This is a genomic window from Cupriavidus sp. GW822-FHT03E04 (assembly GCF_058801495.1).
The window spans coordinates 23,859-37,902 of sequence record NZ_JBXANI010000014.1 but is presented as its reverse complement, the minus strand read 5'-3'; the positions used below and the strand labels follow the sequence as shown (position 1 = coordinate 37,902).

Here is a 14,044-nt window from a genome sequence, read left to right as displayed (position 1 = left end):
CCCGCATGCAAACCGCACAAAGCGCGCCCCAGGGCACGCGCACGCTCACCATGGCCCAGGCCATCGCCGAAGCCATCGGCCAGGAAATGGAGCGCGACTCGCGCGTCTTCGTGATGGGCGAGGATATCGGCAAGTACGGCGGCATCTTCAGCGCCACCACCGGCTTGCTGGACCGCTTCGGGCCCGATCGCATCATGGATACGCCGATCTCGGAAACCGCCTTCATGGGCGCGGCCATCGGCGCCGCCGCGCAAGGGCTGCGCCCGATCGCGGAACTGATGTTCGTGGATTTCTTCGGGGTGTGCTTCGACCAGATCTACAACCATCTCGCCAAGAACACCTATATGTCCGGCGGGCGCGTGGGCCTGCCGGCGGTGGTGATGACCGGCATCGGCGGCGGCTACAACGATGCCGCCCAGCATTCGCAATGCCTGTACGCCAGCTTTGCCCACATGCCGGGCATGAAGGTGGTGGTGCCGTCCAACGCCTACGACGCCAAGGGCCTGATGATCCAGGCCATCCGCGACGACAACCCGGTGGTGTTCTGCTACCACAAGGGCATCATGGGCTTGTCGTGGATGTCCTACTTCGAGGGCAGCACCAACGCCGTCCCCGAGGAGGCCTACGCCATTCCCTTCGGCCAGGCGCGGGTGGCGCGCAGCGGCCGCGACGCGACCATCGTCACGCTCTCGCAGATGGTGCAGAAATCGCTGCTGGCCGCCGAGCAACTGGCGGCCGAGGGCATCGACGTGGAAGTGATCGACCTGCGCACCATCGTCCCGCTCGACCGCGAGACGGTACTGCGCTCGGTCGCCAAGACCGGCCGCCTGCTGGTGGCGGACGAGGATTACCTGAGCTTCGGCCTGTCCGGCGAGATCGCCGCGATCGTGGCGGAGAACCTCGATAGCGTGGCGCTGCGCGCGCCGGTGCGGCGCCTGGCCGTGCCCGACGTGCCCATCCCCTTCTCGCGCCCGCTCGAGCAATACGTGATTCCGCAGGTCGACACCATTGCCGCGCAGGTGCGCGCCCTGGTGCAGGACCGTCCTCTTTCCTATCAATTGAAGCGAGAAGCAGCATGACCGACGTAACGATGGCCGACACCGTCTGGCAGGACGTGGAAGACGGCACCGAAGCCCTGTTGCAGGAGTGGCTGGTCAAGCCCGGTGACGCGGTCAGCGCGGGCCAGCCGCTGGGCGTGGCCGAGCTGGTCAAGACCACGCATGAGATCGTCGCGCCCGCCGACGGCATCGTCGCCGCACTGGCAGTGGCGGCGCAGGACACCTTCGGGCGCGGCGCCGTGCTGGCCCGGCTGGAGCCGAGATCATGAGTCACAGCCTTGCTTGCGTCCTGAGCGGCCCGCCGGCTACGGCGGCGGCCTGCGCCGCCGAGCGTGTCACTGTGCCGCTGACGGGCATGCGTGGCGCCATCGCGCGCAATATGAGCGCGGGCTGGGCCGTGCCGCGCGTGGCGCACTCGGTCGAGGTGGACGTGACCCTGCTGGAACTGGCGCGCCACACCATGCAGCAGAACCTGGGGCCCGAATGCAAGATCACGCTCACAGCCTTCGTGCTGCGCGCCGTGGCGCTGACCCTGCGCCAGCACCCGCGCCTGAACGCGCGCGTGCTGGAGAAGGAGATCGAGCTGATGCCGAACATCAACCTCGGCCTCGCGGTCAGCCTTGACGAAGGCCTGATGGTGCCGGTGCTGCGCGACGTGGACACCAGGTCGGTGGCGCAGATCGCTGCCGAGAGCCGCGCCCTGGCCGCCGGCGCGCGCGCCGGCACGCTGCCGGCCGGCGCCTACCAGCGCGGCACCTTCACCGTGACCAACCTGGGCTCGACCGGCATCGACAGCTTCACCCCCATCCTCAATGTGCCGCAGGCCGCCATCCTCGGCGTGACGCGGGTGGCCAAGCGGGCCGTGGTCAAGGACGACTGGATCGCGGTGGCGCCAATGATGGGCCTGCACCTGGTCTTCGACCACCGCGCGGTGGACGGCTATCCGGCAGCGCGCTTCCTGACCGACCTCAAGACGCGGCTGGAAACCGTGGAAGGCCTATGATGCTCGCCCCCGCCTTCCTCGCCAGCGGCGCGAGCTGCGCCGAAGAGCAAGCCTGGAACCGGGCCCGCCTGGCGGAGCCGGTGCTGCGCCCGGCCGTGCGCCTGTGGACCTACGCCGCGCCGGGCATCGTGCTGGGCTGCGCGCAGGCGTCCCTGCGCGAGCGCCTGGCAGGCTGCACCACCCCGTTTGCGCAGCGGGATTCGGGCGGCGGCGCCGTGCTGACCGGCCCGTGGATGCTGTCAGCCTCGATCGTGCTGCCGGCGGGCCACGCCCTGGTCGGCACCGGTACGGTGTCGAGCTACCGCTGGCTGGGCGTGCTGCACGCCGGGCTGCTGCGGGACCTCGGCATCGCGGCCTATGCGGTGCCGCCGGAGGAAGCGCGGCTGGCCCCGCCGGCGGATGCGCTGAAGTGGGCCTGCTTCGGCGGGCTCTCGCCCTGGGAAGTCGTGGTGGGCCAGCGCAAGATCGTCGGCCTGGCACAGGTGCGACGGCGTACCGGCGTGCTGCTGACCTCGGGCACTCTGATTGCGCCGCCCGAATGGCCGCTGCTGTGCGGCGCGCTCGGCGGCGATCCCGCCGATGCCGACCGCCTGCGCGCCTGCACCACGTCCTGTGCAGAGCAACTGGGCGCGCCGCTCATGGCCACGGTGCTGGCCGAACGGCTGCACCACATGCTGATCGACGTGCTTGGCGAGCGCGCCGAACCCGGCCAACCCCTCCCCAGGGCGCGCCCGGCACCGGCCTGCGGCGCGCTGCGCGCCGTGCCCAGCCCGTGCTGAACGGGGCGCCGCCCCGACAAGCCGCGACAAAGCAGCGGGAGGCGGCGGCGACCGGCGACAAGCAATGCCATGCACCGAGCCGGGGGGCGGACAACGTCCGCACCGCGCTCCCACAACAACTGGAGACAAAACCCATGAAATCCACGCAGCCTGCCGGCCTTGGCGCCGGCACCACCATGCGTACCCTGCCCAAGCAGCCCACCGTTTCACGCCGGGGCTTCCTGCGCGGCGGCGGCCTTGCCGCCATCGGCGTGGCGGTGGTACCGGCGGCGCTGGCCCAGCCGCCGCGCGAAGCCATGACGGCCTCCTTGCGCGCGCTCGGCCCGGCCACCGCGCGCACGCTGGTGGCCATGTCACGCGATATCTTTCCCCACGACAAACTGTCCGACCGCTACTACGTCGACGCCATCGTCCCGCTGGAGAAGTCCGCCGCCGGCAACAAGGCAACGCGCACTCTGCTGCAGCAGGGCGTTGCCGCGCTGGATGCCTCGGCGCGCGAGCGCTTCGGCCGCCCTTATGGCGAAATCGCCAAGGAGACCGATCGCGTGGCACTGCTGCAGGCCATCGAGGCCACGCCCTTCTTCGAGAAAGTGCGCGGCGAACTGGTCACGGGCCTCTACAACAACAAAGCGGTCTGGCCCCTCCTGGGCTACGAGGGTTCGTCCTGGGAGAAAGGCGGCTACCTGCACCGCGGCTTCGACGATATCGACTGGCTCTGAGCCGCCGGCACCGGCATTCCCCCGACAAGAGGCCGCCCGGGCTACGGCAATCCCCCCGGAGCGGCGCATGGAGACAAGCATGGCAACGAAGTTCGACCTCAAAGACGACAGCGTGGTCGTCATCATCGGTTCCGGCGCGGGCGGCGGCACGCTCGCCAACGAACTGGCCCAGCGCGGCGTACGCAGCGTGATCCTCGAAGCCGGCAAGCACTTTACGCAAGCCGATTTCGAGAATGACGAGTGGGAAATGTTCAACAAGATCTCGTGGCTGGACAAGCGCATCTCGGCCGGCGGCTGGCATCACACCAAGACCTACCCCAACCTGCCGGCCTGGATCGTCAAGGGTGTGGGCGGCTCCACGGTGCACTGGTCCGGGGTGGCGCTGCGCTTCATGCCGCACGACTTCCACAACCGCAGCACCTATGGCGCCGTGAAGGACGCCAACCTGATCGACTGGCCCATCACCTACGACGAGCTCGCGCCGTTCTATGACCTCGCCGAAAAGAAGATGGGCGTGACCACCACCGCCGCCTCCGGCCTGCCGGCCCTGCCCGAGAACAACCACTACAAGGTGCTGGCGGCGGGCGCGCGCAAGATCGGCTACAAGGAAATCGTGCGGCCCATGGCGGTCAACTCGCAGCCCTACGATGGGCGCCCGGGTTGCATGCAGATCGGCTTCTGCATGCAGGGATGCAAGATCGGCGCCAAATGGTCCACGCTCTACACCGAGGTGCCGCGCGCCGTGGCCACCGGCAAAGCAGAATTGCGGCCGCAATCCATGGTGCTGCAGATCGAGCACGACGCCGCCGGCAAGGTCACCGGCGTGCTCTACGTGGACGAGCGCGGCCGGCGCCAGTTCCAGCGCGCGCGCATCGTCTGCGTGGCCGGCAACTCGATCGAGTCGCCGCGCCTGCTGCTGAATTCGGCCAGCAGCAAGTTCCCGCAGGGTCTCGCCAATTCCTCCGGCCAGGTTGGCCGCAACTACCTCAACCACACCACCGCGGCGGCCGTGGCGATCCACCGCAAGCCGGTCTATATGTACCGCGGCACCGCGCTGGCGGCGGTGGTCTCGGACGAAGCCCGGCTCAACACCCAACGCGGCTTCTTCGGCGGCTATCACCTGGAAGGGCTGGCGCTTGGCCTGCCCTTCACCGCCGCGTTCATGAAGCCGGGCGGCTGGGGCCGCGACGTCGCCTCGGCGCTGGAAATGTACGACCACATGAGCTGCGTCTGGGTCTGCGGCGAAGATCTGGCGCAGGAACGCAACAGCATTACCCTGCATGCCACGCAGAAGGACCAGTACGGCCTGCCGGTGCCGATCGTGAGCAAGACCGACCACGCCAACGACGCCGCCATCCGCGCCCACGGGCTAGCCCAGTTCCGCAAGATGTCGGAAGCGGTCGGCGCCACGCGCGTGATCGACATGCCGCCCTATCCCGCCAGCCACAACATGGGCACCAACCGCATGAGCGCCAAGGCCAGCGACGGCGTGGTCAACCGCTGGGGCCGGAGCCACGATATCCCCAACCTGTTCGTCTCCGACGGCAGCCAGTTCGCCTCCAGCTCGGCGTCCAACCCCACCCTGACCATCGTGGCGCTGGCGATCCGCCAGGCCGGGTACATTGCCGGCGCGCTGCAACGGCGCGAACTCTGAGCCGGCCGGATGGCCGCCCGCCGCGTTGCGGGGGGCGGCCAAATCGATTAGCGTAGAGCCAGCGCTGCGCCGGGCATCCGATCGCCCCGGCCAGCCCACCACATGAACCGGCCAAGGAGACAACCGTGCTGCAACAAGCACACCGGGCACATATCGAGCGCCTGCTTGCCTTTTCGCGGCAGCCCGGCGCGGCCGACGGCACCATCGAGCGCTCCTGGCTGCGCTGCTTCAATGACTATGGCCTCGACCCGAGCCGGCCGGTGCCCGCCTATATCGTGGAAGCGCAGCGCCTGCGCGAACACAAGGACCAGATCGAGGACTTTCTCGGCGTGGCGCGTACCGGCATGGAGCAGCTCTACAAGCGTGTGTCCGCCCTGGACTGCGTGCTGCTGCTCACCGACGCCCATGGCGTGACCGTGGACTTCATCGGCAACGACCACTGGGAGCAGGAGCTCAAGCACGCCGGGCTCTACCTCGGCGCGGACTGGAGCGAGCCGCGCGCCGGCACCTGCGCGGTCGGCACCTGCATCGTCGAGCAGGCGCCGGTGACCTGCCACCAGACCGACCACTTCGACGTGTCCCACATCTCGCTCACGTGCAACAGCGCACCGCTGTTCGATCCCACCGGCGGCTTCCTGGGCGTGCTCGACGTCTCCGCGCTAAGCGCCCCGGCACCGCGCGAGGGACAGCACCTGGCGCTGCAGATGACCACCATGTACGCGCAGATGATCGAGGATGCCAATTTCCTGCGCTACTTCCGCGACCAATGGATCCTGCGGCTGGGCTCGACCTGGTCGCTGGTGGACGTGGACAGCGAGATCATGGTCGCCTTCGACGCCGACGGCGTCATCCGGGGCATCAACAGCGGCGGCCGGCGCAGGCTGCGGCTGGCCGACGCCGCCGAAGGGCACTGCGGCGGCAAGCCCCAGGATGTGCGCGGCCACCTGCTGACCGAAGTCTTGCGCGAGGACATGAGCGAGCTCTGGCGCATCGCGCGCGCCGGCATGTCGTCCGAGCGCACCGCCGTGCGCACCCATGACCACGGCCTGTACTACGCCACCGCGATCGCCCCGCGCGGCGCACCGGGCCGGCCCTGCTCTCCCGGCGCCCAGCCCGCGCTGCCGAGCGCGCAAGCCAGCGCCGCGCTGGACGCGCTCGGCGCGGGCGACCCGCAGATGCAGCGCCTGATCCTGCAGGCCAAGCGCCTTGCCAACAAGCCGCTCAATATCCTGGTGCATGGCGAGACCGGCACCGGCAAGGAAGTCCTGGCCAAGGCGCTGCACGCCGCCAGCGAGCGCCGCGGCAAAGCCTTCGTCGCGGTCAACTGCGCGGCCATTCCCGAATCGCTGATCGAGAGCGAGCTGTTCGGCTACACGGCCGGCACCTTCACCGGCGCACGCAGCAAAGGCATGCGTGGCCTGATCGCGCAATCGGACGGCGGCACCCTCTTCCTCGACGAGATCGGCGACATGCCGCTGCACCTGCAAAGCCGGCTGCTGCGCGTGCTGTCCGAGCGCGAGGTGATGCCGCTGGGCGCGGAGAAACCCGTCCCGGTGGACCTGCGCGTCATCGCCGCCTCGCACCGCGACCTGCGCCAGTTGATCGCCGAGCAGTGCTTCCGCGAAGACCTCTACTACCGCCTGTGTGGAGCCACCTTGCACCTGCCGGCGCTGCGCGAGCGGCGCGACAAGGACTACCTGATCGCGCGCATCGCCGAGGAAGAGGGCCGGCAGCTGGATATGCAGGCCGTGCTGGCGCCCGCCGCGCTGGCCCTGCTGCGGGCCTATTCCTGGCAGGGCAATGTCCGGCAGCTGCGCAATGTGCTGCGCTTTGCGCTGGCCATGAGCGACCACGGATTGATCGACACTGAGGCGCTGCCGCCGGAGATCCTCGATAGCACGCAGGAAAACCGGCCGGATGCGCGCCCGGAGGCGGCGCCGCTGCCCGGCAACGAACGCGAGGCCTTGCTGGCTGCCCTGCGGCGTAACAAGTGGCGTATTACGCAGGTTGCCGTTGACCTGGGTATCGCGCGCGCCACGGTCTACCGTCAAATGGAGCGCTACGGCATTGTCTCCCCCAACCAGCAATAAGGCTTCGGCCGTGGAAGCACCGTGAACGCCTGATCCCCGGCACGTACGGCGTGGGTGAGCGGCATCGTTCCTGTTCACCGGCGAGGCAGCAAGGCAGTGGATCGACCATAATGTCGGTCGACCCCAAACACCCAGCCCTTGCTGCACAACGTGCCAGACGCCGATAGTCCCCTCTCAGCCGCTTCATCCGCTTTATCCGCTTCAGTCGCGTCACCCGCCAGCGGCAGCGCTTCCAGCGCACCGCCGGCCCTCCCCGCTTCGCACTGGCACCGCCGCGTGCTGGCGCTGGCGTTCCCGATCATCCTGGCCAACCTGACCCAGCCGATCCTGGGTGCGGTCGATACCGCCGTTGCCGGCCACCTGCCGGACCCGGCCTACCTGGGCGGCGTAGCCGCCGGGGGCCTGTTCTTCAGCTTTGTGTTCTGGGGCTTCGGCTTCCTGCGCATGGGTACCACCGGCCTCGTCGCGCAAGCGTACGGCGCCCAGGACGGTGCGGCATTGCGCGCCACCCTGGCACGCGCCCTGATGCTGGCCACCGTCATCGGGCTCGGCGTGCTGGCCGTGCAGATGCCCTTGATCCACGGCGCGCTGGGCCTGATCGGCGGCAGCGACACACTCCAGCATCACGCGCGGGTCTACAGCCATGCGCGGATCTGGGCGGCGCCTTTTGCCTTGTGCAATTACGTGGTGCTGGGCTACCTGCTGGGCTGCCAGCGCGTGCGGCTGGGGCTGCTCATCCAGCTCTTCATCAATGCGGTGAACATTGCCGCGGTGCTGCTCTACGTTTATGTGTTCGACTGGGGCATCGCGGGGATCGGCGCCGCCACCTCCACCGCCGATGCGTGCGGCTTCGTGCTGGGCGCCGCGCTGCTCTGGCGGCTGCGCCCGCACGGCTTGCCGCCCCTGCGCTGGGCGGTGGTCGCCGACGCGCACGAACTGAAGCGGCTGGTCGCCCTCAACCGCGACATCTTCATCCGCACGCTCTGCCTGGTGGCCAGCTTCGGCTGGTTCGCCCATGCGGGCGCCCGGCAAGGCGACGTGATCCTGGCGGCCAACGCCCTGCTGCTCAACTTCCAGACCTTCATGGCGTACGCGCTCGATGGCTTCGCGCATGCGGCCGAGGCACTGGTGGGCGCCGCCATCGGCACCCGGGACCGGCACGCCTTGCGCCGCGCGGTCCGGGTCACGATGATCTGGGGCGCGGTGGGGGCGCTGTGCTTCTCCCTGGTGTATGCCAGCGCCGGAGAATGGATCATCGCCCGCCTGACCGACCAGCGGACAGTCCACGACGCGGCGGTACGCTACCTGCCGTGGGCGGTTGCCCTGCCGCTGGTTTCCGTGTGGGGCTTCTTGCTTGATGGCGTGTTTATCGGCGCCACCAGCACGCGCGACCTGATGCACTCGATGGCCTTGTCGTTCGCGGCGTTCATGGTGGCGGCGCTTGCGCTGGCCGGCCCGTTCGGCAACGATGGCTTATGGGCGGCGCTGCTGCTGTTCATGGCCGCGCGTGGCGTCACGCTGGCGCGGGTGTTCCCGCGCATCGAGGCCAGCCGCCTGGCGTGATGTCGAACATCACCGGACTTCGGTGCCTGGCATCCCGCCTCGGGGTGGCTGCCGGCAGTTTGATCTTTGATCTCGCAGGCGTTGTATCCCTATCCTTCGGACCTGGTCATTGCCACGAAAGGCGGCTTGGTGCGGCCAGATCGCCGCTCCTGGGTTCGGGATGGCCGCCCCGACCATTTGCGGGCCGCGGTCGAAGGCAGTTTGCAGCGCTTGCGGCTGGAGCGCATCGATTTGTATCAACTCCATGCGCCTGACCCGAACGTGCCATTTGCCGAGTCGGTCGGAGCCCTGGCTGACTTGCAGCGCGTAGGAAAGATCCGCCATATCGGCATCTCGAACGTGACGGTCGCGCAGCTCGATCTGGCACGCAGCATCACGCCCATCGTGTCGGTGCGGCCTGCGGGCGCTCAAGGGGAAGCAGGTCGCCACGCGTCACGGCCTCACGCATGCGGCCCTGTCTATTGCATGGCTGCTCGCGAAGTCGCCTGTCATGCTGCCCATCCCCGGCACTCGATCCATCGATCACCTCGAGGAAAACGTGCGCGCAGCAGCCCTCACGCTGGCGCCAGGAGACTTCGACGATTTGCGATGAACAGGCGCTAGCGCTTGCAAGTGGCGCGACCCACCTCCGTGCGTTCTCGAACAGGCTCCGGCCGATCGCCGAGCAGATCGTGAGACGTCCGTGACCTTTAGAAGTGCTGCTTTTTCTTCACGTCGATCACGAAACCGGCAAGCCAGGCTTCAGCCAATGAGATCGGCACCTGTCGTAAGGACAATCTTTCCAAAGTGTGTGCCGGAATCGATCAGCTCGTGAGCGCCGCGAGCGTCGACAAGCGCAAAGGTCTTGTAGACAACCGGCTTGATCCTGCCGCTCTCGATGTGCGGCCAGACCTGCCGCTCGAGTTCATCGATGATGGCCGCCTTGTCCGCGGATGTGCGCGATCGCAATGTCGAACCCATATGCGTCAGACGTTTCGTCAACATCGGCAAGACGTTGAGATCCTTCGCCGGCCCCTTGATCACGCCCACCTGGAGGATCCGTCCGTCCATGGCTGCGGCGTCATAGTTTCTAGCCACGTAGTCGCCGGCAATGATGTCGAGGATCACGTCGACACCTCTTCCATCGGTAAACCGCTGCGCCTCGGCGACGAAATCGTCCTCGCGGTAATCTATCGCGAGGTCTGCGCCTAGCGCCAAGCTGGCCTCGCGATGTGCCTGCGAGCCAACCGTCGTGATGATTTTCGCAGCGCCGAATGCCTTCGCCAGCATGGTCGCCGTGGTACCGATACCTGACGCGCCGCCATGGATCAACACCGATTCGCCGGCAACCAGCTTGCCGCGCTGGAACAGGTTCAGCCATACCGTCATCAACGTTTCGGGCATGGCCCCCGCCTCCACCAACGTCAGGCCTTTGGGGATATGCATCGTGTTGCAGGCGTGCGCGACCGCATATTCTGCGTAGCCACCACCAGGAATCAATGCACACACCAGTTCGCCGATCCGGAATTGGGACACGTCGGCGCCAACGGCAACCACTTGACCTGCCACTTCCAGCCCCGGAATGTCCGAAGCGCCGGGGGGCGGATCATAGAGCCCTTTGCGCTGGAAAACGTCTGGACCGTTCACGGCAGCCGCGTGGATGCGGATCAGGACCTGATCGGTGGCCGGCACCGGCACCGCGCGCGTAGTCGGCACCAGCACCTCAGGACCGCCGGGCTGTTTGATCTCAATGGCCGTCATGGACGACGGCACACGATAAGTTGAAGCAGGCATGGATGGCACTCCTTGTATAGATGAGCCTCGATTGATCCGGGCGGATCATGGAACGAGGAACTCTGGCGTTTAGTCTAGGCCTCGACGCTGATGAATATGTGCAGCATTATTCGTGTTGTCAGATGCAAATTTGCATCAGGAGGGCGGCACGATGAACTGGGATGACGCGCGAGTGTTTCTCGCGGTGGAGCGCGAAAAAACGCTCCGTGGCGCGGCCAGGACGCTCAACCTTGATCAGGCGACGGTCGGCAGACGGATTGCGGCACTAGAGCACGCCTTACGTGCAACGCTCTTCCTGCGCACCTCTGACGGTTACGCGTTGACCGCCGCAGGCGAGGCCGCGCTGAGATCGGCGGAAAAAATGGAACACGCCGCACACGAACTCGTCAGACGAACGCAAGGCACGGATACACGGCTTGCGGGGGACGTAAGAGTCACCAGCACCGACTTGATTGCGCTCGAATTCCTGCTTCCGGCCATCGAACGCCTGCATGCTGCGCATCCCGAAGTGCGCGTCCTGCTGGACACGTCGACGCGCATGCTAAGTCTGGCAAAGCGTGAAGCGGATATCGCGGTCCGCTCAGTCAGGCCGGATAATCCCGATCTTGTCGCGCGGCGCCTGGCTCGCTGGCCCATGGCGCTCTTTGCATCGAAGGCATATCTCGACCAGCACGGCAAGCCCGCCGCGGGCTCCGCCTTCGCGGGCCACGATCTCGTTGCCTATCAGGGAAACTGGACCGGGAATCGATCACCGACGCTTGCTGGCGAACCGATACACGCGGGGCGCATCGTATCGACCTTCAATTCCAGCCTCATGCTGCGTACCGCGGTAAAGGCTGGCCTCGGCATCGGTGAGCTTCCGATCCATCTGGCTGAACACGACGGCCTCGTGCAGATAGGGCCGGAACCCGCACGTGGGGCGGTCTACGAAATCTGGCTCGTCACGCATCAAGACCTTCGGCATACCGCGCGCATCACAGCAATGATTGACGGCATCGTCGCCGCGTTCGAAGATCACACAACCCCCACAAAATAGTCACGCACGACGTAGCTGCGACTGCTGCGCGGATGCAGGTGGCCAACTTGTCAGGAGATGCGAAATGACCAGCAAGAACACGATCTGTCTGTGGTACGAAGGTGGCGCCGTTGACGCCGCAAACTTCTATGCGCAGACGTTCCCCGACAGCGCTGTCGGCGCCGTCCACCGCGCACCGGGCGACTATCCTGGCGGCAAGCAGGGCGATGTCCTGACGGTTGAGTTCACCGTCGCCGGCATCCCCTGCCTTGGGCTGAACGGCGGCCCGTATTTCAAGCACAACGAGGCATTCTCTTTTCAGATCGCGACGGACGACCAGGCCGAAACCGACCGCTTGTGGAACGCGATCATCGGCAACGGCGGCCAGGAAAGCGCATGCGGCTGGTGCAAGGACCGATGGGGCCTGTCATGGCAGATCACCCCGCGCGCCCTCACCGCGGCAATATCCGACCCCGATCCCGCTGCGGCCAGGCGCGCGTTTGACGCGATGATGACCATGAGAAAGATCAATATCGCCGCGATAGAAGCGGCACGGCTGGGCCAAAACCTATCCGCAAGTTGACGGAGCGTGTCCCCGGCGTCGCCCTTGTGGGCGACGCGAAAGCGATCATGGCACGGTTACCTCCGGAAGTGCCGGCACGTTGGGAACGGAATCGAGGAAGACATAGAGCGCCGCGATTTTCTCGTCACGAACGAGGATCACATCCCAGCCCGTGTAGTCGGGGGCTTCGCCGCGCGGGCCAGAACCCCAAGCCAGACGACCGGCGTTGTGGAGAGCCTGAGGCTTACCGTGCGGTGTGTAAGCATAGTGCGGGTGCGTCGCGCGAAGATCCCCCGCGAATTTGTCGAGAGCGTCGTGCCCAACGAATACACCCGTAGGCACGTAGAGCACGCAGTCCTCGGTATAGAGCGCCTCGATCGCCGCGCGACGACGCGCTGCGTCGCCTTCGCCGAAGACCTCCTGGAGGTTGCGATCAAGCAGTTCATGGGTACGGTCATTCATAACACACTCCTTAATCGATGACTGTGGACCTTTGCGGTCGCATGGGGTGGAAATCTCTTAAGTCTCTTGCATGTCCATTTCCTGTAGCAGCTGCTTCAGGAAGATGCGGGATGTGGTGCCGCGCTACTGAGCGAGGGCCAAGGTCTTCGTGACGGCGGTGATGACGGCTAACTGTCCTTCGAGTCTGCGTACCATGATCTATCTCCTGGGTGGCGTGGTGCGACGAGTAAGTGCGACGAGTGGTGCGACGAGACAAATCTATGACGTCATGCTAATTTTCGAAATAGAAATGAATGAAAACCATCGTTGCAGGATTGTCGATGTCAAAACTACCGGATTTCGAAGGGCTCGCGATGTTCGCGAAAGTTGCCGAAGAAGGCTCGTTCGCTGCGGCGGCAACTGCCATGGGGGTCTCGGTCGCCACGGTCTCCAGGGCCGTTACCCGTCTTGAAGAACGGCTGGGAGGTCGACTGTTCAACCGCACCTCCCGACGACTTGCACTCACGGACTATGGCCACACGCTTGCCGAGCGAGCGGCGAGAATCTACGCGGAGGCTGAGGAAGCGGAGGATTTCGCACGTGAGACGTCAAGCCGGCCACGTGGTCTCGTAAAGCTCGCGGCGCCGCTCTCCTTTGGTGCTCGCTGGGTGGCTCCGCTGTTGCCCGAGTTCTTTCGGACCTATCCGGATATTTCCGTCGAACTTCATCTCACGGACGCACAGACTGATCTGATTGGCGATGGCTTTGACGCCGCCCTGCGCATCGCCATCATGGAAGACTCGTCACTCGTCGCACGTCTCATTGCACCTGTGCGGCGATTTGTCGTGGCATCTCCAGCCTATCTGTCTCACCATGACCATCCTCAGCACCCGCAAGACCTTGGCGCCCACCAGTGCCTTACCTACACCAACAGGAGTAAGCGCGACGTCTGGCGATTTACCCATGAAAGTGGCGAGGAATGCACCGTCACACCAACCGGAGCGTTGCGAGGAACGAGCGTGGAGGCATTGCTGCCCACGGTCCTCGCTGGACTTGCCATCACCGAGCTTCCTGAGTTTGTCGCGACGCAGTATTTCCGGGACAAACAGCTCGAGCCCGTTTTGACCGATTGGCGCTTGCCTGAAGGTGGTTTGTATTTCGTCACGCCCACTGCCCGCGCGCGGCCCGCGAAGGTGAGTGCGTTGGCCGATTTCTTCATCTCCAGACTCACCGCGGCGCAGTGGAGCGCAGAGACGTCTATGGATGGGGAATCATCCGGGCACCGCAGAAGGTAATTTCCTCTTTCTTCGATGGCCGATCTCAGTCCGACGGACGCCAGTGATCGTCCCAGGTTGGCTGGTTGTCTGTCAGCGCAAGACCACGGCGC

The 14,044-nt window shown here is 66.1% G+C and carries 14 protein-coding genes and 1 pseudogene; 13 read left to right on the top strand and 2 right to left on the bottom strand.

The window, feature by feature from the left end; genetic code table 11:
• The first annotated feature begins 5 nt into the window (after positions 1–5).
• The 10 genes and pseudogenes from AC1RQC_RS21085 to AC1RQC_RS21040 all read left to right on the top strand — a co-directional run bounded on the left by AC1RQC_RS21085 (position 6) and on the right by AC1RQC_RS21040 (position 9,458).
• Entirely contained in the window at positions 6–1,079 is a 1,074-nt protein-coding gene (locus AC1RQC_RS21085) for an alpha-ketoacid dehydrogenase subunit beta (protein ID WP_492810046.1), read from the top strand.
• Positions 1,076–1,327 carry a lipoyl domain-containing protein gene (locus tag AC1RQC_RS21080; protein WP_276264419.1) on the top strand — a complete coding sequence of 84 codons (252 nt, stop codon included), beginning with the start codon at positions 1,076–1,078 and terminating at the stop codon, positions 1,325–1,327. The genes AC1RQC_RS21085 and AC1RQC_RS21080 overlap by 4 nt, the downstream gene beginning before the upstream one ends.
• Positions 1,324–2,061: a 2-oxo acid dehydrogenase subunit E2 gene (locus AC1RQC_RS21075; protein ID WP_492884463.1), complete on the top strand. Its 738-nt coding sequence runs from the start codon at positions 1,324–1,326 to the stop codon at positions 2,059–2,061. Before AC1RQC_RS21080 ends, AC1RQC_RS21075 begins: the two co-directional genes overlap by 4 nt.
• Positions 2,058–2,840: a lipoyl protein ligase domain-containing protein gene (locus AC1RQC_RS21070; RefSeq protein ID WP_492884461.1), complete on the top strand. Its 783-nt coding sequence runs from the start codon at positions 2,058–2,060 to the stop codon at positions 2,838–2,840. Before AC1RQC_RS21075 ends, AC1RQC_RS21070 begins: the two co-directional genes overlap by 4 nt.
• A gap of 134 nt (positions 2,841–2,974) precedes the next feature.
• A complete protein-coding gene (locus AC1RQC_RS21065; protein ID WP_492884460.1) occupies positions 2,975–3,559 on the top strand; it encodes a gluconate 2-dehydrogenase subunit 3 family protein in 585 nt (194 codons plus the stop codon).
• A gap of 79 nt (positions 3,560–3,638) precedes the next feature.
• Positions 3,639–5,213: a GMC family oxidoreductase gene (locus AC1RQC_RS21060; protein ID WP_492884458.1), complete on the top strand. Its 1,575-nt coding sequence runs from the start codon at positions 3,639–3,641 to the stop codon at positions 5,211–5,213.
• Between the two features lie 125 nt (positions 5,214–5,338).
• Positions 5,339–7,303, top strand: a complete 1,965-nt coding sequence (locus AC1RQC_RS21055) for a sigma-54-dependent Fis family transcriptional regulator (protein ID WP_492884456.1) — start codon at positions 5,339–5,341, stop codon at positions 7,301–7,303.
• A gap of 150 nt (positions 7,304–7,453) precedes the next feature.
• Entirely contained in the window at positions 7,454–8,866 is a 1,413-nt protein-coding gene (locus AC1RQC_RS21050) for an MATE family efflux transporter (protein WP_492884454.1), read from the top strand.
• A gap of 66 nt (positions 8,867–8,932) precedes the next feature.
• Positions 8,933–9,250 (top strand): annotated as a pseudogene (locus tag AC1RQC_RS21045) (aldo/keto reductase); the annotation flags it as partial.
• Positions 9,225–9,458 (top strand): aldo/keto reductase, encoded by a 234-nt coding sequence (locus tag AC1RQC_RS21040; RefSeq protein WP_492810330.1) that lies wholly within the window; start codon positions 9,225–9,227, stop codon positions 9,456–9,458. The pseudogene AC1RQC_RS21045 and the gene AC1RQC_RS21040, both read left to right, overlap by 26 nt.
• Before the next feature lie 149 nt (positions 9,459–9,607).
• On the opposite strand, the gene AC1RQC_RS21035 is transcribed toward AC1RQC_RS21040, so the two are convergent.
• Positions 9,608–10,639, bottom strand: coding sequence for an NAD(P)H-quinone oxidoreductase (locus tag AC1RQC_RS21035; RefSeq protein ID WP_492373730.1), 1,032 nt, complete (start codon positions 10,637–10,639; stop codon positions 9,608–9,610).
• Positions 10,640–10,790: 151 nt separating this feature from the next.
• On the opposite strand from AC1RQC_RS21035, the gene AC1RQC_RS21030 reads away from it, so the two are divergent.
• Together AC1RQC_RS21030 and AC1RQC_RS21025 are read left to right on the top strand one after the other, a co-directional pair.
• Complete coding sequence (locus tag AC1RQC_RS21030; RefSeq protein WP_492810031.1) at positions 10,791–11,675, top strand: LysR family transcriptional regulator; 885 nt, start codon at positions 10,791–10,793, stop codon at positions 11,673–11,675.
• 64 nt (positions 11,676–11,739) lie between these two features.
• A complete protein-coding gene (locus AC1RQC_RS21025) occupies positions 11,740–12,237 on the top strand; it encodes a VOC family protein (protein ID WP_492373732.1) in 498 nt (165 codons plus the stop codon).
• Between the two features lie 45 nt (positions 12,238–12,282).
• Here the strand turns inward: AC1RQC_RS21025 and AC1RQC_RS21020 are convergent, their stop codons facing one another.
• Complete coding sequence (locus tag AC1RQC_RS21020) at positions 12,283–12,678, bottom strand: nuclear transport factor 2 family protein (protein ID WP_492373733.1); 396 nt, start codon at positions 12,676–12,678, stop codon at positions 12,283–12,285.
• Positions 12,679–12,998: 320 nt separating this feature from the next.
• Here AC1RQC_RS21020 and AC1RQC_RS21015 point away from each other — a divergent pair, with 320 nt between their 5' ends.
• Entirely contained in the window at positions 12,999–13,952 is a 954-nt protein-coding gene (locus AC1RQC_RS21015; protein WP_492884665.1) for a LysR family transcriptional regulator, read from the top strand.
• Positions 13,953–14,044 lie beyond the last annotated feature (92 nt).

Excerpts from the sequence above, each read along its gene's own strand:
- AC1RQC_RS21085 (WP_492810046.1), top strand. The coding sequence starts at position 6 with ATGCAAACCGCACAAAGCGCGCCCCAGGGCACGCGCACGCTCACCATG.
- AC1RQC_RS21020 (WP_492373733.1), bottom strand. The coding sequence starts at position 12,678 with ATGAATGACCGTACCCATGAACTGCTTGATCGCAACCTCCAGGAGGTC.
- AC1RQC_RS21065 (WP_492884460.1), top strand. The coding sequence starts at position 2,975 with ATGAAATCCACGCAGCCTGCCGGCCTTGGCGCCGGCACCACCATGCGT.
- AC1RQC_RS21035 (WP_492373730.1), bottom strand. The coding sequence starts at position 10,639 with ATGCCTGCTTCAACTTATCGTGTGCCGTCGTCCATGACGGCCATTGAG.
- AC1RQC_RS21080 (WP_276264419.1), top strand. The coding sequence starts at position 1,076 with ATGACCGACGTAACGATGGCCGACACCGTCTGGCAGGACGTGGAAGAC.
- AC1RQC_RS21025 (WP_492373732.1), top strand. The coding sequence starts at position 11,740 with ATGACCAGCAAGAACACGATCTGTCTGTGGTACGAAGGTGGCGCCGTT.
- AC1RQC_RS21030 (WP_492810031.1), top strand. The coding sequence starts at position 10,791 with ATGAACTGGGATGACGCGCGAGTGTTTCTCGCGGTGGAGCGCGAAAAA.
- AC1RQC_RS21070 (WP_492884461.1), top strand. The coding sequence starts at position 2,058 with ATGATGCTCGCCCCCGCCTTCCTCGCCAGCGGCGCGAGCTGCGCCGAA.
- AC1RQC_RS21075 (WP_492884463.1), top strand. The coding sequence starts at position 1,324 with ATGAGTCACAGCCTTGCTTGCGTCCTGAGCGGCCCGCCGGCTACGGCG.
- AC1RQC_RS21015 (WP_492884665.1), top strand. The coding sequence starts at position 12,999 with ATGTCAAAACTACCGGATTTCGAAGGGCTCGCGATGTTCGCGAAAGTT.
- AC1RQC_RS21060 (WP_492884458.1), top strand. The coding sequence starts at position 3,639 with ATGGCAACGAAGTTCGACCTCAAAGACGACAGCGTGGTCGTCATCATC.